This window comes from Pseudomonas fluorescens, assembly GCF_902497895.1.
Taxonomy (GTDB): domain Bacteria; phylum Pseudomonadota; class Gammaproteobacteria; order Pseudomonadales; family Pseudomonadaceae; genus Aquipseudomonas; species Aquipseudomonas fluorescens_BP.
Map to the genome: position 1 here is coordinate 219,324 of NZ_CABVHQ010000001.1, position 18,891 is coordinate 238,214.

17 protein-coding genes and 2 rRNA genes are annotated in these 18,891 nt (G+C 58.3%); 5 read left to right on the plus strand and 14 right to left on the minus strand.

The features are described 5' to 3' along the window. The first annotated feature begins 1 nt into the window (after position 1). Positions 2 to 2,893 carry a ribonucleoside-diphosphate reductase subunit alpha gene (locus F8N21_RS01000; protein ID WP_150640324.1) on the plus strand — a complete coding sequence of 964 codons (2,892 nt, stop codon included), beginning with the start codon at positions 2 to 4 and terminating at the stop codon, positions 2,891 to 2,893. Positions 2,894 to 3,378: 485 nt separating this feature from the next. On the opposite strand, the gene flgE is transcribed toward F8N21_RS01000, so the two are convergent. The 7 genes from flgE to F8N21_RS01035 form a co-directional block, all read right to left on the minus strand. Then, positions 3,379 to 4,725, minus strand: a complete 1,347-nt coding sequence (gene flgE, locus F8N21_RS01005) for a flagellar hook protein FlgE (protein WP_150640325.1) — start codon at positions 4,723 to 4,725, stop codon at positions 3,379 to 3,381. A 30-nt stretch (positions 4,726 to 4,755) separates the two neighbouring features. Then, positions 4,756 to 5,478, minus strand: a complete 723-nt coding sequence (gene flgD, locus F8N21_RS01010) for a flagellar hook assembly protein FlgD (protein ID WP_150640326.1) — start codon at positions 5,476 to 5,478, stop codon at positions 4,756 to 4,758. 15 nt (positions 5,479 to 5,493) lie between these two features. Next, positions 5,494 to 5,937 carry a flagellar basal body rod protein FlgC gene (gene flgC, locus F8N21_RS01015; protein WP_150640327.1) on the minus strand — a complete coding sequence of 148 codons (444 nt, stop codon included), beginning with the start codon at positions 5,935 to 5,937 and terminating at the stop codon, positions 5,494 to 5,496. A gap of 3 nt (positions 5,938 to 5,940) precedes the next feature. Continuing rightward, complete coding sequence (gene flgB / locus F8N21_RS01020) at positions 5,941 to 6,348, minus strand: flagellar basal body rod protein FlgB (protein ID WP_150640328.1); 408 nt, start codon at positions 6,346 to 6,348, stop codon at positions 5,941 to 5,943. A 63-nt stretch (positions 6,349 to 6,411) separates the two neighbouring features. After that, positions 6,412 to 6,669: a hypothetical protein gene (locus F8N21_RS01025; protein WP_150640329.1), complete on the minus strand. Its 258-nt coding sequence runs from the start codon at positions 6,667 to 6,669 to the stop codon at positions 6,412 to 6,414. 1 nt (position 6,670) lies between these two features. Further along, positions 6,671 to 7,498: a protein-glutamate O-methyltransferase CheR gene (gene cheR / locus F8N21_RS01030; protein WP_150640330.1), complete on the minus strand. Its 828-nt coding sequence runs from the start codon at positions 7,496 to 7,498 to the stop codon at positions 6,671 to 6,673. Between the two features lie 44 nt (positions 7,499 to 7,542). Next, positions 7,543 to 8,475 (minus strand): chemotaxis protein CheV, encoded by a 933-nt coding sequence (locus F8N21_RS01035; RefSeq protein ID WP_150640331.1) that lies wholly within the window; start codon positions 8,473 to 8,475, stop codon positions 7,543 to 7,545. An 81-nt stretch (positions 8,476 to 8,556) separates the two neighbouring features. Between F8N21_RS01035 and flgA the strand changes: the two genes are divergently transcribed. From flgA to F8N21_RS01055, 4 genes are all read left to right on the plus strand, one after another. After that, on the plus strand, positions 8,557 to 9,318 hold the full coding sequence (gene flgA, locus F8N21_RS01040; RefSeq protein ID WP_150640332.1) for a flagellar basal body P-ring formation chaperone FlgA: 762 nt from the start codon (positions 8,557 to 8,559) through the stop codon (positions 9,316 to 9,318). 150 nt (positions 9,319 to 9,468) lie between these two features. Further along, positions 9,469 to 9,795 (plus strand): flagellar biosynthesis anti-sigma factor FlgM, encoded by a 327-nt coding sequence (gene flgM / locus F8N21_RS01045; RefSeq protein ID WP_150640333.1) that lies wholly within the window; start codon positions 9,469 to 9,471, stop codon positions 9,793 to 9,795. 48 nt (positions 9,796 to 9,843) lie between these two features. Continuing rightward, positions 9,844 to 10,311, plus strand: a complete 468-nt coding sequence (locus F8N21_RS01050) for a flagella synthesis protein FlgN (protein ID WP_150640334.1) — start codon at positions 9,844 to 9,846, stop codon at positions 10,309 to 10,311. Between the two features lie 95 nt (positions 10,312 to 10,406). After that, a complete protein-coding gene (locus F8N21_RS01055) occupies positions 10,407 to 11,153 on the plus strand; it encodes a flagellar brake protein (protein ID WP_150640335.1) in 747 nt (248 codons plus the stop codon). Positions 11,154 to 11,240: 87 nt separating this feature from the next. Here F8N21_RS01055 and F8N21_RS01060 read toward each other — a convergent pair whose 3' ends face one another. The 7 genes from F8N21_RS01060 to F8N21_RS01090 form a co-directional block, all read right to left on the minus strand. Then, positions 11,241 to 12,623: an MFS transporter gene (locus F8N21_RS01060; protein WP_150640336.1), complete on the minus strand. Its 1,383-nt coding sequence runs from the start codon at positions 12,621 to 12,623 to the stop codon at positions 11,241 to 11,243. Positions 12,624 to 12,694: 71 nt separating this feature from the next. After that, positions 12,695 to 13,936, minus strand: coding sequence for a glutamine synthetase family protein (locus F8N21_RS01065; RefSeq protein ID WP_191624156.1), 1,242 nt, complete (start codon positions 13,934 to 13,936; stop codon positions 12,695 to 12,697). A 299-nt stretch (positions 13,937 to 14,235) separates the two neighbouring features. Further along, positions 14,236 to 14,928, minus strand: coding sequence for a sensor histidine kinase (locus F8N21_RS01070; RefSeq protein ID WP_150640338.1), 693 nt, complete (start codon positions 14,926 to 14,928; stop codon positions 14,236 to 14,238). Next, positions 14,925 to 16,529, minus strand: coding sequence for a tetratricopeptide repeat-containing response regulator (locus F8N21_RS01075; protein WP_150640339.1), 1,605 nt, complete (start codon positions 16,527 to 16,529; stop codon positions 14,925 to 14,927). Before F8N21_RS01075 ends, F8N21_RS01070 begins: the two co-directional genes overlap by 4 nt. Before the next feature lie 258 nt (positions 16,530 to 16,787). After that, entirely contained in the window at positions 16,788 to 17,936 is a 1,149-nt protein-coding gene (yiaY, locus tag F8N21_RS01080) for an L-threonine dehydrogenase (RefSeq protein WP_150640340.1), read from the minus strand. Between the two features lie 424 nt (positions 17,937 to 18,360). Then, positions 18,361 to 18,476, minus strand: a 5S ribosomal RNA gene (gene rrf, locus F8N21_RS01085). Between the two features lie 154 nt (positions 18,477 to 18,630). Next, positions 18,631 to 18,891: ribosomal RNA gene (locus tag F8N21_RS01090) — 23S ribosomal RNA — on the minus strand; the annotation flags it as partial.

Below are 18,891 nucleotides of genomic sequence, written 5' to 3' on the forward strand. Positions count from 1 at the left end.
CATGCAAACCGACACAACTCGCGAGAACCCGCAGGGCACCTTGCCGCAGGCCACCGATTCGAATCTGGATCTGTCCGCCACTGCGCCTGGTCAACTGCGCGTGATCAAGCGTAACGGCACTGTCGTTCCTTACACCGATGACAAAATCACCGTCGCCATCACCAAAGCGTTCCTCGCAGTTGAAGGCGGCACCGCCGCTGCCTCGTCGCGAATCCACGACACCGTTGCCCGCCTGACCGAACAAGTCACCGCGACCTTCAAGCGTCGCATGCCATCGGGCGGCACTATCCATATCGAAGAAATCCAGGACCAGGTCGAACTGGCCCTGATGCGTGCCGGCGAGCAGAAAGTCGCTCGCGACTACGTGATCTACCGTGACGCCCGCTCCAAAGAGCGTGCCGTTCGCTCCACGACCGACGAGCCGGTGCAAGCTCACCCATCGATCCGTATCACCCTCGCCGATGGCAGCCTGGCGCCTCTGGACATGGGTCGTCTGAACACTATCGTGACCGAGGCCTGCGAAGGCCTGGAAGAAGTCGACGGTGGCCTGATCCAGCGCGAAACCCTGAAGAACCTCTATGACGGCGTAGCCCTCAAAGACGTCAACACCGCGCTGGTGATGACCGCCCGGACCCTGGTCGAGCGTGAGCCGAACTACTCCTTCGTGACCGCTCGCCTGCTGATGGACACCCTGCGTGCCGAAGGCCTGAGCTTCCTCGAAGTCGCCGACAGCGCCACTCACCACGAAATGGTCGACCTGTACGCCAAGGCCCTGCCTTCGTACATCGCCAAGGGTATCCAGTTCGAATTGCTGAACCCGGTGCTGGCCACCTTCGACCTGGAAAAACTCGGCAAGGCGATCAACCACGAGCGTGACCAGCAGTTCACCTACCTGGGCCTGCAAACCCTGTACGACCGTTACTTCATCCACAGGGACGGTATCCGTTTCGAACTGCCGCAGATCTTCTTCATGCGCGTGGCCATGGGCCTGGCGATCGAAGAGAAAAACAAAGAAGACCGTGCCATCGAGTTCTACAACCTGTTGTCGTCCTTCGACTACATGTCTTCGACGCCGACCCTGTTCAACGCCGGCACCCTGCGTCCACAGCTGTCGAGTTGCTACCTGACCACCGTGCCGGATGACCTGTCGGGCATCTACCACGCGATCCACGACAACGCCATGCTGTCGAAATTCGCTGGCGGCCTGGGCAATGACTGGACTCCGGTTCGTGCGCTGGGCTCCTGGATCAAGGGTACCAACGGCAAATCCCAGGGCGTCGTACCTTTCCTGAAAGTGGTGAACGACACCGCCGTAGCCGTCAACCAGGGTGGCAAGCGCAAAGGCGCTGTCTGTGCCTACCTGGAAACCTGGCACATGGACATCGAAGAGTTCATCGAGCTGCGCAAGAACACCGGTGATGATCGTCGTCGTACCCACGACATGAACACCGCCAACTGGATCCCTGACCTGTTCATGAAGCGCGTCTTCGATGACGGCCAGTGGACCCTGTTCTCGCCGTCCGAAGTACCGGACCTGCATGACCTGACCGGCAAGGCCTTCGAAGAGCGCTACGAGTACTACGAAGCCCTGTCCCAGTACCCGGGCAAGATCAAGCTGTTCAAGACCATCCAGGCCAAAGACCTGTGGCGCAAAATGCTCTCCATGCTCTTCGAAACCGGCCACCCATGGCTGACCTTCAAAGATCCATGCAACCTGCGCAGCCCACAGCAACACGTTGGCGTGGTTCACAGCTCGAACCTGTGCACCGAAATCACCTTGAACACCAACAAGGACGAGATCGCTGTCTGCAACCTGGGTTCGATCAACCTGCCGAACCACATCACCGACGGCAAGCTCGATACCGCCAAGCTGGAACGCACCGTGAACACCGCCGTGCGGATGCTCGATAACGTGATCGACATCAACTACTACTCGGTGCCACAAGCGAAGAACTCCAACTTCAAGCACCGTCCGGTCGGCCTGGGCATCATGGGCTTCCAGGACGCGCTGTACCTGCAGCACATCCCGTACGGTTCCGATGCTGCCGTCGAATTCGCCGACAAGTCCATGGAAGCGGTCAGCTACTACGCGATCCAGGCTTCCTGCGACCTGGCCGATGAGCGCGGTGCCTACGAGACATTCCAGGGCTCGCTGTGGTCCAAAGGCATCCTGCCGCTGGATTCGCAACAGATCCTGATCGAACAGCGTGGCCAGAAGTACATCGATGTCGACCTGAACGAATCCCTCGACTGGGCACCGGTTCGCGCCCGAGTACAAAAAGGCATTCGTAACTCCAACATCATGGCCATCGCACCGACCGCGACCATCGCCAACATCACTGGCGTATCGCAGTCGATCGAACCGACCTACCAGAACCTCTACGTGAAATCGAACCTCTCGGGCGAATTCACCGTGATCAACCCGTACCTGGTTCGCGACCTGAAAGCTCGCGATCTGTGGGACTCGGTCATGATCAACGACCTGAAGTACTACGACGGTTCCGTGCAGCAGATCGAACGCATCCCGCAAGAACTCAAAGAGCTCTACGCGACTGCCTTCGAAGTGGACACCAAGTGGATCGTCGACGCCGCCAGCCGCCGTCAAAAGTGGATCGACCAGGCTCAGTCGCTGAACCTGTACATCGCCGGCGCGTCGGGCAAGAAGCTGGACGTGACCTACCGCATGGCCTGGTACCGTGGCCTGAAAACCACTTACTACCTCCGTGCCCTAGCCGCGACCAGCACCGAGAAGTCGACCATCAGCACCAATAAGCTGAACGCGGTTTCCAGCGGTAACCACGGTGACGATTCGGTCCTGGCAGCTCCTGCCGGTCCGGCACCCGTGCCGAAGGCCTGCGCCATCGACGAGCCGGATTGCGAAGCTTGCCAATAAGCTGAGCCGGTAGGCGCCGCGAGGCGCCTGCTCGAAACCCCCGATGGGTCCTCTGGACCTGTCGGGGGTTTTCTTTTGTCTGGAGAAATTCCGCTCCCACCCTGGATCTTCACCACTGCCTGGCATTGCGCCCACGACATTGCGGGGGCATGCGGTCGGCGTAGGAGCTGGGTAGGAGCGGTGTAGGAGCTGTCGAGTGAAACGAGGCTGCGATCTTTCCAGGTCCACTTGAGTCCCAAGCGAAAGATCAAAAAATCGCAGCCTGCGGCAGCTCCTACAGGGGGATTGCGTACACCCGATCAATCAGGGATGTACCGGGTCGGCGCAGGAGTTGGCGCAGCCTGCGATCTTTTGGCGATTCTGAAGATTGCTCAGGAGCAAGATCAAAAAATCGCAGCCTGCGGCAGCTCCTACAGGGTTGCGTACACCCATAAAAAAACCCCTCGATCGAGGGGCTCGTTTTGCAGTGAGTCAGCTATCCGGCATCAGGCCATCTGAATGATGGTCTGCATGATGGTGCTTTGGGTGGAGATGGTCTTGGCGTTGGCCTGGTAGTTACTTTGCGCCTTGATCAGGTCCACCAGTTCGCTGGTCAGGTTGACGTTGGAGCCTTCCAGAGAGTTGGCAACGATCGCTCCCAGGGTACCGACCTGGGGTGCGTCGAAGCCCGGCGTACCTGAAGCGAAGGTTTCTTTCCAGCTGGTGCCGCCAGCCGGTATCAGACCTTGTTCATTGTTGAAGCTGGCCAGGGAGATCTGCCCGATCGCCTGGCTCTGCTCGTTGCTGAAGTTGGCGAACAAGACGCCACTGCCATCGATTTTCAGCCCGGTGATTTCACCGGTGGCATAGCCGTCCGTAACCGGAGGATTTCGGTAGGTGACCGAGTTGTACTGGGTGATGTTCGCCATGTTGATGCCGACACCGGTCGGGTTGGCCGCAGCCCCGTTCGGCGACCAGACACCGTTGATCATCGTGCCTGGCACCCAGGCTCCAGCCCCGGTGCCTGGAATCGTCAACGTGGTATTGGATACGACGCTGGGTGGGGTAACGATGCCGGTCAGCGCTCCGGAAGAATCGAAAGACATGGTCGAAGCCACCGGCGGAACGGCGACGGTGCCGGTGCCGGTGCCGGTGTCGGTCACTGGCGTACCGTCCGGGTTACGACCATCAATCAGGGTATAGGTCTTCCAGGTGTTGGCAGCGGTCTTGACCACATACTGATCCATCGGGTGGGAATTGCCCTGGGTATCGTAGATGATCGTGGTGAACTGAGAAGTGAAGCTCGACGTATCCTTGGGATCGAAGGGCTTGGCCACCTGATCGATAACGTCGCTGGTCGACTTGAGGTTGCTGCTGGAATCGACCTTGCTGGAAGCCTTGGGCGGCAGGTTCGACAGGTTGATACGCAAATCGGTCAGCACGCCATTGATAACCTTGCCATTGGCATCCACGCCATAACCCTGCAGACGCGCAGAACCATCGGCGGTGGTGACGTAGCCGTCTTTGTCGCGCTGGAAAGTACCGGCACGGGTGTAGCTGCGCGAGCCATTGTCATCCAGGACAAAAAAGCCGCCGCCCTGGATCCCCATGTCCAGCATGCCACCAGAGCCGTTGACCTCACCTTGGCCAAACTGCTGGGAAACGTTGGCCAGGTTGACGCCGCCGCCGACAGTTTTGCTACTGGTACCCAGCTTGGTTGCCGAGTACACGTCTTCGAATTCCGCGCGGGAGGATTTGAAACCGGTGGTGGCGACGTTGGCGATGTTATTGCCGGTAACGTCCAGTTGCTTGTTAGCTGCATAGAGCCCGCTGAGGCCAATATTGAAAGACATATCTCACTCCTTGTGCCGCGTTAGCCGGCTCTATAGACCAATAGTTTGAACTTTGGACAGGGCGATGCTGCCCAGGCCAGCGAGGTTGAGCATCATCTCGCCGCCCGTCTGGCTCAGGGACACGCTGTTGACGGTCGCTGGCAGATAGGTGAGCAATGCCGTCGTGCCCTCGTCGGTTTTGGTCGTCGCCTTGAAGGTGTAGGTGCCCTGTTCGACCTTGACCCCTTTATCGTCAACACCATCCCATACGAAGTCGGCATTACCCGCAGACTGAGCGCCCAGCTCGATGGTTTTGACTGTTTTGCCCTCTTTGTCAGAGATGGTCACTGTGGCATTGGACACCGAAGCCCCCAGGGCGACCGAACCGGTGAGACCTTTGGCGGGGTCGATCACTGCGGAGTCGGTCTGCACGATCACCGAACGACCGACCAGCGAGGAGGCCTGCAGGGCCTGGGACGACTTGTAATTGCCGGCCAGGGAGGTGACCGAATCGTTCAGCGTGGTAATGCCTTCCAGACTGCTGAACTGCGCCAGCTGCGCGACAAACGCACCGTTGTCCTGCGGCTCCAGCGGGTTCTGGTTTTTCAGTTGAGTCACCAGCAACTGCAGGAAAGCGTCCTTTCCCAACGCTTTACTGCCAGCCGTGCTGCTGGCCGCCGACGCCAGATCGTCGGTGGTCGACTTAGTGGTTTTCGACGTGTTGTTGAGAATATCGCCAAGGCTCGCGCCACTGGTGGAATCGGTAACACTCATCTGAGTCGCCCCTTATCACTGACCGAGCGTCAGGACCTTCTGCATCATGGTTTTGGCGGTGTTCATCATTTCGGCGTTGGTCTGGAATGATCGACTGGCAGAAATCATGTCAGCCATTTCCTCGACCACGTTGACGTTCGGGTAGTAGACATAACCCTTGGCGTCAGCAGACGGGTGATTGGGCTCGTAGCGCGCATCAAGGTTGCTTTGGTCTTCGACCACGCCCAGTACCTGCACGCCCTGGCCGGCGGCATCCTGATTCTGGAACAGCGAATCGCTGCCGCCGCTCTGGCTGCCCTGGAACATGGTGGCGAATACCGGATGACGAGCGCGGTAGGTCTGGTCGATGCTCGACGACACCGTTTCGGCGTTGGCGATGTTACTGGCGACGGTGTTCAAACGCGTGGTTTGAGCGCTCATGCCACTACCGGCAATATTAAAAACACTGGCTAGGGACATGGTTTACTCTCCGCGCAGGGCTGAGATCAGCCCTTTGAATTTGCTGTTGAGCAGGGTGAAGCTGGCCTGGAAGTTGACCGAGTTTTGCGCGTAGTTCGACTGTTCCAGCTGAGCGTCCACCGTGTTTTGGTCGATCGACGGTTGCATCGGCGTGCGATACAACAGCGACTCGTCACTCTTGCCCAAACCTTCAGCTTCGATATGCCGGTTATTGGTCATGTTCAAGCCGAAGGTCCCGCTCTTGGTCTTTTCATTCTGCGCGGCAAGCACGGCAGAGAAATCCAGATCCCGAGCCTTGTAGTTAGGGGTGTCGGCGTTGGCGATGTTGTTGGCCAGAACTTCGGCACGCTGAGCGCGAAAGCCCAGGGCTTTTTCATGGATACCGAGCGCTTTATCGAAGCTGATGCTCATGTCGGGTGACCTTTGGGTGACCGGTTTTTTTCGTAAGAGGGACATAGCAAGCCTCGTGCCAAATCAAAAAAGCCCGTAAACCGGGGCTTTGCGGGCATCGGCAAAGTGGCAATGCCAGAAAAGCGGCAACTGATTTCCGCTGTCTGCCGCTTTTCTGCCGCTTGGAGAGGTGTGATGGCCGCCGAAAAGATCGCAGCCTTCGGCAGCTCCTACAGGGATATGCGGTCGGCGTAGGAGCTGCCGCAGGCTGCGATCTTTGCTTTTCTGCCGGCAAAAAAACGGGAGTCCCTCAGGACTCCCGTTTTTGGTGTAGCCGGACAAATCACTTCGCCTGGTAAATGATCCCCGGGCTGCACTGAACCATCTGGTAATGATCCGGCAAGCCATTGAGCGCCTCGGAAGCGCCAAGGAACAGATAACCGCCCGGCTTCAGTGTGCTGTGAATCCGCAGCAGGATGTCCTTCTTCACTTCGGCGGAGAAGTAGATCAGTACATTGCGGCAGAACACGATGTCGAACTTGCCCAGGCTGGCGTAGCTGTCCAGCAGGTTGAACGAACGGAACTCCACCCGGCTCTTGATCGGCGCCTTGATTGCCCAACGCCCCGGACCTTTGGGATCGAAGTAACGTTGCAGACGCTCCGCAGATAGACCACGGCCAATGGCCAGGCTGTCGTACTCGCCGGTCTTGCAGTTGTTGAGCATAGTGCCGGACAAATCCGTGGCGACGATCTGCACGCCCATTTTCAACTGGCCCAGGCTGGTTCGCTCGAACTCATCGATCGACATGGACAACGAATAGGGTTCCTGCCCCGACGAGCAGGCCGCCGACCAGATGCGCAGGCGCTGCCCCGGACTGGCCTTGATCGCCTCCGGCAGCACCTTGTGCTTCAGCACTTCGAACGGGTAGGTATCGCGAAACCAGAGGGTTTCGTTGGTGGTCATGGCATCCACCACCTTCTCGCGCAAGCCACTGCGCGGCTGGGTCTGAATACGTTGAACCAACTCACCCAAGGATTTGATACCTTGCTGGTCCAGCAGTTTATTGAGACGGCTCGACACCAGATATTGCTTGTTTTCACCGAGCAAGATGCCACAGGCTTTTTCCAGGAAGACCCGAAATTGTTCGAAATCCAAATTACCCGTAGACAAAGGTACCGCCTCTTAAATCGTGTTGAACACAGGGGCAGATGCCCCTAGCTGATGTCTGCTGCTTTGATCCGGTCAACTACCCGGGATGCCAGGTCATCAGGACGGAATTTGGCCAGGAAGTCATCAGCACCGACCTTCTTCACCATCGCCTGATTGAACACACCGGACAACGAAGTGTGCAGGATGATATGGAGCTTTTGCATGCGTGGGTCGTTGCGAATCTCGGCCGTCAGAGTGTAGCCGTCCATTTCAGGCATCTCGATGTCGGAAATCATCATCAAGAATTCTTCTTCCGGCTTCTTGCCCTCATCGACCAGCTTGCGCAGATAGTTCAGCGCCTGCCGGCCGTCGTTCAACGCCACGACTTCAACGCCAACCGTTTGCAGACAACGCGAGACCTGCTTGCGCGCCACCGACGAGTCGTCGACCGTCAGCACCCGCAGGGAAACCGCCTTGTGCTGCGTTTCAACGTCGACCACACCCACCGAAATGGCTTCCGAGGTCGGCGCCACTTCAGCCAGGACCTTCTCGACATCGATGATTTCGACCAACTGATTGTCAACCCGGGTCACCGCCGTCAAGTAATGATCGCGCCCCGTGCCCTTGGGTGGTGGATGAATCTCCTCCCAGTTCATGTTGACAATGCGCTCCACCGACCTGACCAGAAACCCCTGGGTCTTGGTGTTGTACTCCGTGATGATCACGAACGGATTGCTCTGATCGAGCAATCGACCTGAACCGGTTGCCATCGCCAGATCAAGGATCGGAATGGTTGCCCCGCGAATACTCGCCACACCGCACACGACAGGACTGGACTTGGGCATCAGGGTCAGCTTGGGGCATTGCAGCACCTCGCGAACCTTGAACACGTTGATCCCATACAGCTGCTGGCCGTCAAGACGGAACAACAACAGTTCAAGGCGATTCTGCCCCACCAGTTGCGTGCGCTGGTTTACCGAATCCATTACACCAGCCATGCCCAGACTCCTACACCAACGCTAAGTGTGTTGCGACGCACATTCATCACTAAACGGCACGGCGCTTGCTTTTTAACTCTTATGAACACACATACGACATTTTTCCGACGCCTGACATCACACTACCGCAAATTGCTTTGCGCGCTGTCTGCGTTGTGTTTTTTCAACCTTGGCAGCCCTGCCGTTGCGGATACGGTTACCTTGCCTGATCTACTTATCGGCGTCACTCAAGGCTTTCTTGAATTCACCGTGGAAGATTATCTGGCAACCAGCCAAACCGAAGGACGTTACGAAATCCAGGTCAGCCAACTCGACCCGCGCCTGCGCATGCCGATGTGCGACAAGGAATTGACAGCGACCCTGGAGAGTCCGGCGCTGCCCTTGGGCCGCGTCACCGTGCGCGTGCGTTGCGATGGCGCCTCGCCCTGGACGGTGTTCGTCCCGGCTCAGGTGCGTCTGTTTCGAGAAATTGTCACCACCACCCGCCCGCTGAAACGCACGGGAATCATCGGCTCGCAAGACGTTATCTTGCGCGAGCGCGACATCAGCCAGATCAATCAGGGCTATCTGACCTCTGTCGATCAGGCCATCGGCCAGAAACTTCTCCGACCAATGGTCAGCGACCAGGTCATCACGCTTATCCACATGGAGCAAGCGGAGGTCGTTCGCAAAGGCGATCAAGTGGTGATCTCCGCCCGCAGCGGGACCCTCAGCGTGCGGATGCCCGGCGAAGCGTTGTCCAACGGTGGCTTGAGCGAACAGATCCGGGTCAAGAATCTGAACTCTCAACGGGTAATCAGGGCGCGCGTAATCGCCCCGGGTCAGGTCGAGGTCGCCATGTAGGGAACTGGCGCAACGCCCCGGCCTTCCCTAAACTGTGCCTCAAGCAGGGCAAGAGTCGCTGCGCGCGCGCTCACCGATAATTGGGCCTAAAGTTTTTCCGGGTATGGCCGAAAACATGGCAAGCGTCCAAATACCCAGAGGTTTTCCATTATGGTCATCGATTTCAGCCGGTTGAATAACTCCCCCACACTCACAGGCAGTACGCGTACCAGCGGCATCAGGGAAACCGGCGACGCCGGCAAATCCGCGCCGGTGAATACCCCGGGCGAACAGGCCGGTACCAGTAAAAGCGGGGAATCGGTACACCTCAGCAATGAGGCTCAACAGTTGCAGAAGGTCACTGACAAGCTGCGCGATCAACCTGCTGTCGACAAGGCCCGAGTGGCCGAATTGAAGCAAGCGATTGCCGATGGCAGCTATAAAGTCGACAGCAACCGTGTAGCCAGCAAACTGCTCAACTTCGAAGCCCAGCGCTAGCCACCGGCCTGCGCCAGGCTTTTGGACGCTTAAAACCCAAGGCCAGCCATGCACGATACTAATTTACTGCAACTGATCATTGATGATTTTGCTCCAACGGGGCAGTTGCTGGAGCTGCTGCAAGCCGAATCTCTGGCTTTGCACGGTCGCGATATGCCACTGCTCGAAGGTATTCTCGCGCAGAAGCAGGCACTGATCATTTTGCTTGAACAGCATGGCCGCAAACGCAGCCAGATCCTTGTCAGCCTGAACCTGCCTGCCAATCGCAGCGGCCTGGAACAACTCGCCGGGCAATCGGCCATTGGCGATCAGCTGATGGCGCAGAGCGATGCGCTCAACCAGCTTCTGGCCCAATGCCAGGCAGCCAACGAACTCAACGGTCGCTCGATCCAGGTTCAGCAAGCCACCACGGCCAATCAGTTGCGGATCCTCACCGGTGGTGAACCGCCTGCCCTTTATGATGCCCGTGGATCAACCTCCCTGCTGGCGAAGCCGCGCCCGCTCAGTCAAGCGTGAAATCCTAATGAGCGCGCCCTATCAAGGCGCGAAACTTGCTGGCAAAATGCCAGCTCATTGCGTGTAGTGGTATTTTGTCTGGAGATGGATGAACCGTGTTCAATGCCTTAAACGCGGAAGATGCTCCGCAGCCACCGAAGGTGCTCACCACCCCTTTGGAAATCGCCGCCAACCTGCGGCTGCTGCATGAGAGCCATGACCCACTGATCATCACTTTCCACGAGCGCACTCAGCGCTTTCAGAGCTATCTGGTCGAAATCGATCGAGACAGCAACATGATCGCCCTGGACGAAATGATTCCTCGCGACGGTGAGCGCTACCTGCTCAATGGCGAAGCGTTTCGCGTCGAGGGCTTCCATGACGGCGTGCGAATCGCCTGGGACAGCAACGGCACACTGACCATCGACGAATCCAATGGCAGTCGTTGCTATCGCGGCACGATGCCGGTCGAAGTGGTCTATCACCAACGGCGCAATGCATTTCGCGCGGCGCTGAAACTGGCGCAACTGGTCAACGTCGAGCTCGGCGGTGCAAAACTCAAGGCCCCGATCAATGGCAAGCTGCTGGACATTTCGGCGACCGGCTGCAAGTTGCGCTTTGAAGGCGATATCTCTGGCCGTCTGCAGCTTGGCGAAGTCTACGACCGTTTCATCGCCGCCCTGCCCTTCGGCAACATGACTGCGCCGGTGGAATTGCGTTACCTGCATTACGAAGAGCGCATCGATATCACCTTCGCCGGAGTACGCTTCCACAACATGAGCGGCCTGGTGCAACGGCAGGTCGAGCGGTTCGTCTATCAGCTGCAACGTGAAGCACGCCGCTTCGACAAAGACGATATGTGAAGCCGATGGCGCAATATAAAAACGGGCAGTCCCTTGCGGTGACTGCCCGTTTTTCGTTCCAGTGGCCTGCACTCGCCACACCGACCACTAGGGCCTTGCGGCACTCAGACCGTGGGGGTGATCCTCCCCGAGCTCCTCAGGTGGAGCGTCCGGATCAGGATCAGGCTCCGCTTCAGGTTCCGGCTCAGGCTCAGGCTCTGGGCTTGGCTGGTTCTGCATTTGATCCTGCACCACCTGCTCATCGACCCGCGGGTCAAGCGCTGCCACCAAAGGCGAGCTCGACATACTGTCCGGCATGGCCACGTGATGCAGCGGAGCATCCTCGACCTGATGCAGGTTGGTCACGGCCTTAGGCCGAATACGCCACACCAGCACCAAGGCGAAAAAGCTGAAGAAGGCATACAACATATGACTGCCGAACAGCTTCATCAGCACCCCGGCCGCCAGCGGCCCGATGCTGGCGCCGACACCGTAAGTCACCAGCAGCATCGCCGTCAGCGACACCCGCCGATCGCCTTCGACATGGTCATTGGAAAACGCCACCGCCAATGGATATAAGCAGAACTGCACCAATGAACAGAGGAAACCGGCGAGAAACAGCACCTCAAGCGACACCTTGGGCATGATCGCCAGAGGCAAGGCGGCCAGCGCCAGAAAAACTGCAAAACAACGGATCAGCAGGGCTCGATCATAGCGATCCGACAACCACCCCAACGGCCACTGCACCACCAGTCCGGCAAAGATGCAGGTACCCATGAACAGACCGACCTGCTCGGTGGAAAGCCCCTGCTGGGAGGCATACAGCGGCGCCAGACCGTAGAACGAACCGACGATCAATCCCGACCCGAGCACGGTGCTCAAGGATTGCGGGACTCGCTTGATAAAAAATCGCGGCTCCATCGGTGCCGGATGCAATGGCGCCGGGTGAATGCGCCGGGTCATGGCCACGGGCACCAGACACAAGGCAAAACACAGGGCGACCAGCATCAGCAATTCCAGTCCCAGTGCCGGGTGCATGACCAGGATCAGCTGCCCCAGAACCAGCCCCAGGTAAGACGCAATCATGTAGCCGCTGAATACCAGGCCGCGCTGTTTGGCTTCGGCCTGCTCATTTAGCCAGCTCTCGATGACCATGTACTGACACATCATGCCCAGGCCGACGATCACCCGCAGGAACAACCAGGCCGGTAACCAATCCACCAGCCCATGGCCCAGCACCGCCGCACCGACAATCCCGGCGCAGGTCGCATAAGCCCGGATGTGCCCGACCCGGGCAATCAACCGGTGACCGATTTTCCCGCCCAGCACCAGGCCGAAATAGTTGGCAGCCATCAACGCACCGACCCACAGGCCGTCGACATGGTCGGCAGCCAGGCGCAAGGCCAGATACGTACTGAGCAAGCCCGAGCCGATAAGCATCATCAGCGAGGCGAAATAAAGCGCGCGAAAGGATTTCCAGATTTGGCGCATCGGCGTTCCGAGCGGCTCCTTGAGGTGAGTATCGAGCTATCCACAAAGATAACCCGACGGCGACGGGTCGGTTATGCCTGGGCTGCTAAAACACGCCGCTCCCAGGGAGTTATTTCGTCGAAGAAACTCGTCAGTTCCAGAGTCTTCGAAGCGATGTAGCCTTCGATGAACTCCTTGCCAAACAGTTCCTTTGCCAATTGGCTACGTTTCAGACGCTCGAGAGCCGCGTGCAAGGTACAAGGTAGCGACAAACTTTCCGGCACCGCGAATTCACCCTGGATCGCCGGCGTCGGTTCCAACTGGTTTTCTATGCCGTGGAGCCCGGCAGCGAGGCTCGCGGCAATTGCCAGATAAGGGTTGGCATCGGCGCCCGGCAAACGGTTTTCGACCCGGCGCGCCACTGGCGAACTGGCCGGAATCCGCAATCCTGCGGCCCGATTGTCGTGGGACCAGCAGGCATTGTTCGGCGAAGCGTAAGGATGGCACAAGCGCTGATAGGAGTTGACGTGCGGCGCAAAAAGCGCAGTGAAATCCGCCATGCCCGCCTGCTGGCCACCGATGAAATGACGGAAGGTCGCGGTCGGCTGCCCGGCGTCGTCACTGAACACATTGCGCCCGGTTCCCAGCTCGACAATGCTCTGGTGAATGTGCATCGAGCTGCCCGGCGTATGTGCCAGCGGCTTGGCCATGCAGACCACGGTCAAACCATGCTTGAGGGCGACTTCCTTGAGCAGGTGCTTGAACAGGAATGTCTGGTCAGCCAGCAGCAACGGATCGCCGTGCAGCAGATTGATCTCGAACTGGCTGACGCCCATCTCGTGCATGAAGGTATCGCGCGGCAAGCCCAGCGCCGCCATGCACTCATAAACTTCACTGAAGAACGGCCGCAAGCCGTTGTTGGAACTGACGCTGAAGGCCGAATGACCTTGCTCGCGGCGCCCGTCCAGTCCCAGCGGCGGCTGGAAAGGTTGAGTCGGGTCGGTGTTCGGCGCAAACACGAAGAATTCCAGCTCGGTCGCCACCACTGGCGCCAGCCCTCGCGCCGCGTAACGGGCAATAACCGCCTTGAGCTGACCGCGAGTCGAGAGACGCGAGCTTTCCCCGGTCAACTCATCCGCATCGCAAATCGCCAACGCCCGCGGCTGCTTGCTCCAGGGCAGGCGATAGATATGTTTCGGATCGGCATTGAGCGCCAGGTCGCCGTCATCGCTGCCGTAAAAACGCGCCGGCGGATAACCGCCCATGATGCATTGCAGCAGCACTCCCCGCGCCATCTGCAGTCGCCGCCCTTCAAGGAAACCCTCGGCGGTCATCACCTTGCCCCGTGGCACACCATTAAGATCCGGAGTGACACATTCAATCTCATCAATGCCCGTCAATCGCTGCGCGAGTGAACTGTGGCCATCGGTAGTCATGACTCAATCCTTGTTGTTTTTGTACAAGCCGCGAACGGCGACCTGTACAAAATACGCACCACCCGTTCGGGATATCAAGCACTCACAGGCAAAAAGCAGCGATAAAGGTGTCAGTCAGCCATGAAATGCAGGCTGAAACGATAATTCAGGATTCCAGTGGAGGTTACGCAGGGGTGGTCGTTGGACGTCGGCGGCGCTCACGGAAGATAAAGGCTGAACAATGCGCCGCCCAAGGGGCCGCCATTGCCGATCTCGATACGCCCGCGCACGCCGTTGCGTTGATGCAGCCGGGCAATGCGGGCGGCGAAGTACAGGCCCAGGCCGGTGCTGCCACTGCTGTGGTTGATGCCCTGCACGTAATCCGCCTGCCGTTCGATCATCTGCGCCGGGTAACCGTCCCCATCGTCGTTGACGGTCAATACCAACTGCCCGTCCTGCTCGCGGACGCTGATCAACAGGGCATGGCGGGCATAGCGGATGAGGTTGTTGATGATATTGGCCAGCACCGAGCCGATCAGCTCTCGATCGAAGAAACCGAGGGGGCTGAAGTCATCGACTTCATAGCTCGCGACAATCCCTCTGCTGCTGAATACGTCCTGGTGACAAGCCAGCTGCGCTTCGATGAAGTCATCCAGCTCATGGTAGTCCGGCTGCAAAGGTAGTTGGTTGACCCCCAGTTTGTACAACCCCAGCAACTGCACCAGCAGGCCATTGAGGTGCGCGAATTCGTACTCGATCACCCCCTGCTCGGCAGTTTGCCGCTGGGAGTCGGGCAAACGTGCGAGCCACTGAGCGTGGGTCAGCATGAGCATGGCCAGAGAGTTCTTCATGTCGTGCACGGTGGAGGCCATCACCGTGGAAAAATCCAGCCCCTGTTCAGTGTCGTTCATTCGCCAAACGCCTTGCTTCGCAACTTCTGGTAACGCGGATAACGCGCATCGCTCTCGGGCATCATGCCGACCATTTTCAGGCAGACCCGGCATTCCTCGAGCAGGGTTGTATCCAGACTGGCGTCGGCACCGTGCAACAGCGATTGCGCCATGTTCAAGGCAATGCTGATGTTCTTCGGCTGCAACAACAGCGCGCCACGGAACAGCGCCCTCGCTTCGGTCAGCGTACCCGCCTTGTAGCTGCGCACGCCTTGACGGTTCAGATCGGCTGCGGTGGTGCCGGCATTGAGGATCAATGGGTCGTCGGTCAGCCTGGCAATCCCCTGCATCACCAGCGGGTCGTCACCGTAGATTTCCGCACAGTTCTTCAATACCGACTCACCAGCCTGCGGATGCCCCAGTTGCTGGAGTTGTCTGGCGACTATCAGCGCCGCCTCGGCACTCATGAAGTTCTCCATGCCTTCAAGCCGGGCCAGCGCCTGCTCAGTCAGTTTCTCCGCGGTTTCGGCATCGTTGATCAGTAGGCTGGTGGCTTTCATCAGTCGTGTCCGCACCTGCAGCCCTGGATCGTTGACGTGCTCCTTGGCAACTGCGCTCAGAGTCGTATTGATCTCCAGCCGGGTCCGGGTGTCCAGCCCTTTTTCACTGCCTTTACTGATCAACGCATGAGCCAGTCCGAGATTGCACTCCGGGTCCTTGAAACGTGACTGCTGTCCCTGGGCTACCGCCTGGCGATAGGCTTTCGAGGCACATTCAAAATCTTCGTTGGCCAACGCCAGCTTGCCGAGCAGCGATTGGCGGCGCACAGCCAGTGGCGACAAGCTGACGGCCTCCTCCAGCACACTTTGTGCGCGTTTGCAGTCTCCTTGGGCGACCAGCACATCCGCCATGCCGTCGTAGAGCGCCGGCATCATCGGGAACACCTTGAGCGCCGTTTCGTACAGAGTCTGCGCCTGGCTAACCTGACCACGCTTGATCAGCAACCGCCCCAACCCCGCATAGGCCCAGGGCAGCGGACGGTCTGCCAGAATCGCGTTGAGAAAGCGCTCCAGTGCCTCATCCTGATTCAGGTCGCGCAGAGCGTCGGCCCGGAAGCGCAGGCACAACGGGGCGAACCGTGGCTCCTGCTGGCAGAGCGCGGTGCAGGCCGCCAGCACCTCGGTGGGCTTGCCGCGGTCGAGGGCTTGCAGGATTGGCTTGAGCAGAGTCTTGCGCTGCACCAGCTTCTCCAACCGCTGGGCCAGGCCTGAACGATTGAACGGTTTGGTCAGGTAGGCATCCGGCTCATGCTCAAGGGCACTGAGCACCATGGCCTGGCTGGTCTCGGCAGTCACCATGATGAACACACTTTCATGACTGATCAGCTTCTCGACCATCAGGTCTTCAAGCACCTGCTGACCATTCTTCTTGCCGTCGCCCAGATGGTAATCCTGCAGGATGAAGTCGTAGCGCTTCTGCGCACACATGCGCAGAGCCTGCTCGCCGGTGTCGGACGTATCGACATCCTTGACCCCCAACTCACGCAACATCGACCGGACTGAACTGCGGAAATCAGAGAAATCATCGACGATCAAAAAGCTTTTTTGGTGGTACGCGAACATCGAAGATTCCAGGCAAGTAGGAAGATGAACCAAAAGACAAATGCAGCGCAGGGAGACAACTGCATGTCAGGCTATCGGCCACGGATGGTGTTCCCTTATAGGTGTGGGCAGGTATTCGCCGGTTTATTTTGCAGCGTGGCTTGCCCACGCCATTATTGAGCGAACGCCAGGCCCTTGCGCGTCACACATCGAAAAAAAGCCCCGCACTTCAACGAAGGCGGGGCTTTTGATTTGGCTGTGTCTCGTCCTGAATAAGGGTTACATCGCAGTATGGAAAATCTGCTCGATCTCACCCTGATTGGCCGGACGCGGATTGGTAAAGCCGCAGGCATCCTTCATGGCATTGGTTGCCAGGATCGGCACATCGTCGGCCTTGGCGCCCAGTTCGGCGAGGCCGCTCGGAATACCGACATCCGCAGACAGTTTGCGGATGGCGGCGATGGCCGCGGCGGCGCCTTTTTCCGCATCCAGATGCTGGGTGTCGACACCCATTGCGTTGGCGATGTCTTTAAACCGGGCCGGGCATACGCTGGCGTTGAAGCTGGCGACATGGGGCAGCAGGATCGCATTACAGACACCGTGGGGCAGGTCGTAGAACCCACCCAGCTGGTGCGCCATGGCGTGGACATAGCCCAGCGAAGCGTTGTTGAAGGCCATGCCGGCAAGAAATTGCGCGTAGGCCATATTCTCCCGGGCGGTCATGTCGTCACCGGTGGCAACGGCGGTGCGCAGGTTGGCCGAGATCAACTCCACAGCCTTGAGTGCACAGGCATCGGTGATCGGCGTTGCCGCAGTCGACACGTAGGCTTCGATAGCGTGGGTCAGTGCGTCCATGCCGGTGGCGGCGGTCAGGCCTTTGGGCATGGCGGCCATCAGCGAAGGATCGTTGACCGACAACAACGGGGTGACGTTGCGGTCGACGATGGCCATTTTCACGTGCCGGACTTCGTCGGTAATGATGCAGAACCGGGTCATTTCACTCGCCGTGCCGGCGGTGGTATTGATCGCGATCAACGGCATTTGTGGCTTGGCGGATTGATCCACGCCTTCGTAATCGCTGATGTGCCCGCCGTTGGCGGCGCACAGGGCAATGCCCTTGGCGCAGTCATGGGGCGAACCGCCGCCCAGGGAAATAATGAAATCACAGTCGCTACGGCCAAGCAGCTCAAGGCCCTTCTCGACATTGCTGACCGTCGGATTCGGTTTGGCGCCGTCAAACAGGGTGGAGTTGATGTCCTGCTGAGCCAGAAGTTTCGCTACCTTGTCGGCTACACCGGCTTTAGCCAGGCCTGCATCGGTGACGATCAAGGCTTTACGGAAACCATATTTGCGGATGGCGAGCATGGCTTCGTCAAGGCTGCCAATACCCATCATGTTCACGGATGGAATGAAGAAGGTGCTGCTCATGATAAATCCTCTTTTATTCTGCAAACCTGGAAATCAGGTGAGGTTTTCTACTCATATCGCAGGCTGTGAGGCTCGTCTGATGGTCATCATTGACGAAGTTCAGCGGGGAGACGGTGCTGCATCAAGTGTTCAGGCGAACAGTGTTTTAAGATGCAGAGGTGAATGGGCCATCGCAGCCGGTATCGTTAAATCGTGGGATTGAGCCTAAAGCAACCACGCCAGACTGGAATGGTCCTTTCGCTTCCATTGGCACCTCCTTTAGTACTGGGAGGGGTAACGGTTGATCAGGCAACACGAGAAACAACGATCCTGGCGAATCTTGAAGGCCGTTGCGGCCTTATCGCAGCCTGGCGGCAGCTCCTGTAAATCGCGCGCAAAAACAAAACCCCTACCTGCATACGCAGATAGGGGTTTCGGAATTCAATCTTGACGATGACCTACTCTCACATGGGGAAACCCCACACTACCATCGGCGATGCATCGTTTCACTGCTGAGTTCGGGATGGGATCAGGTGGTTCCAATGCTCTATGGTCGTCAAGAAATTCGGGAGCCGGGTCGTCGTCTCTTGCGAGATCACGCTCCAGCGAATGGGTATGCGATAGATTTGTGTGTTCGTGCAAACTTTCGGTTTGTATCGTCTTCACACACCGCAATCTGGTGCTCTTTCGAGTCAACAAATTGCTTGGGTGTTATATGGTCAAGCCTCACGGGCAATTAGTATTGGTTAGCTCAACGCCTCACAGCGCTTACACACCCAACCTATCAACGTCGTAGTCTTCGACGGCCCTTCAGGGGACTCAAGGTCCCAGTGAGATCTCATCTTGAGGCTAGTTTCCCGCTTAGATGCTTTCAGCGGTTATCTATTCCGAACATAGCTACCCGGCAATGCCACTGGCGTGACAACCGGAACACCAGAGGTTCGTCCACTCCGGTCCTCTCGTACTAGGAGCAGCC

Excerpts from the sequence above, each read along its gene's own strand:
- flgA (WP_150640332.1), top strand. The coding sequence starts at position 8,557 with ATGAACACACATACGACATTTTTCCGACGCCTGACATCACACTACCGC.
- flgD (WP_150640326.1), bottom strand. The coding sequence starts at position 5,478 with ATGAGTGTTACCGATTCCACCAGTGGCGCGAGCCTTGGCGATATTCTC.
- F8N21_RS01065 (WP_191624156.1), bottom strand. The coding sequence starts at position 13,936 with ATGACCGCCGAGGGTTTCCTTGAAGGGCGGCGACTGCAGATGGCGCGG.
- flgB (WP_150640328.1), bottom strand. The coding sequence starts at position 6,348 with ATGAGCATCAGCTTCGATAAAGCGCTCGGTATCCATGAAAAAGCCCTG.
- F8N21_RS01035 (WP_150640331.1), bottom strand. The coding sequence starts at position 8,475 with ATGGCTGGTGTAATGGATTCGGTAAACCAGCGCACGCAACTGGTGGGG.
- F8N21_RS01060 (WP_150640336.1), bottom strand. The coding sequence starts at position 12,623 with ATGCGCCAAATCTGGAAATCCTTTCGCGCGCTTTATTTCGCCTCGCTG.
- F8N21_RS01075 (WP_150640339.1), bottom strand. The coding sequence starts at position 16,529 with ATGTTCGCGTACCACCAAAAAAGCTTTTTGATCGTCGATGATTTCTCT.
- flgC (WP_150640327.1), bottom strand. The coding sequence starts at position 5,937 with ATGTCCCTAGCCAGTGTTTTTAATATTGCCGGTAGTGGCATGAGCGCT.
- flgE (WP_150640325.1), bottom strand. The coding sequence starts at position 4,725 with ATGTCTTTCAATATTGGCCTCAGCGGGCTCTATGCAGCTAACAAGCAA.
- F8N21_RS01050 (WP_150640334.1), top strand. The coding sequence starts at position 9,844 with ATGCACGATACTAATTTACTGCAACTGATCATTGATGATTTTGCTCCA.
- F8N21_RS01070 (WP_150640338.1), bottom strand. The coding sequence starts at position 14,928 with ATGAACGACACTGAACAGGGGCTGGATTTTTCCACGGTGATGGCCTCC.
- F8N21_RS01000 (WP_150640324.1), top strand. The coding sequence starts at position 2 with ATGCAAACCGACACAACTCGCGAGAACCCGCAGGGCACCTTGCCGCAG.
- yiaY (WP_150640340.1), bottom strand. The coding sequence starts at position 17,936 with ATGAGCAGCACCTTCTTCATTCCATCCGTGAACATGATGGGTATTGGC.
- flgM (WP_150640333.1), top strand. The coding sequence starts at position 9,469 with ATGGTCATCGATTTCAGCCGGTTGAATAACTCCCCCACACTCACAGGC.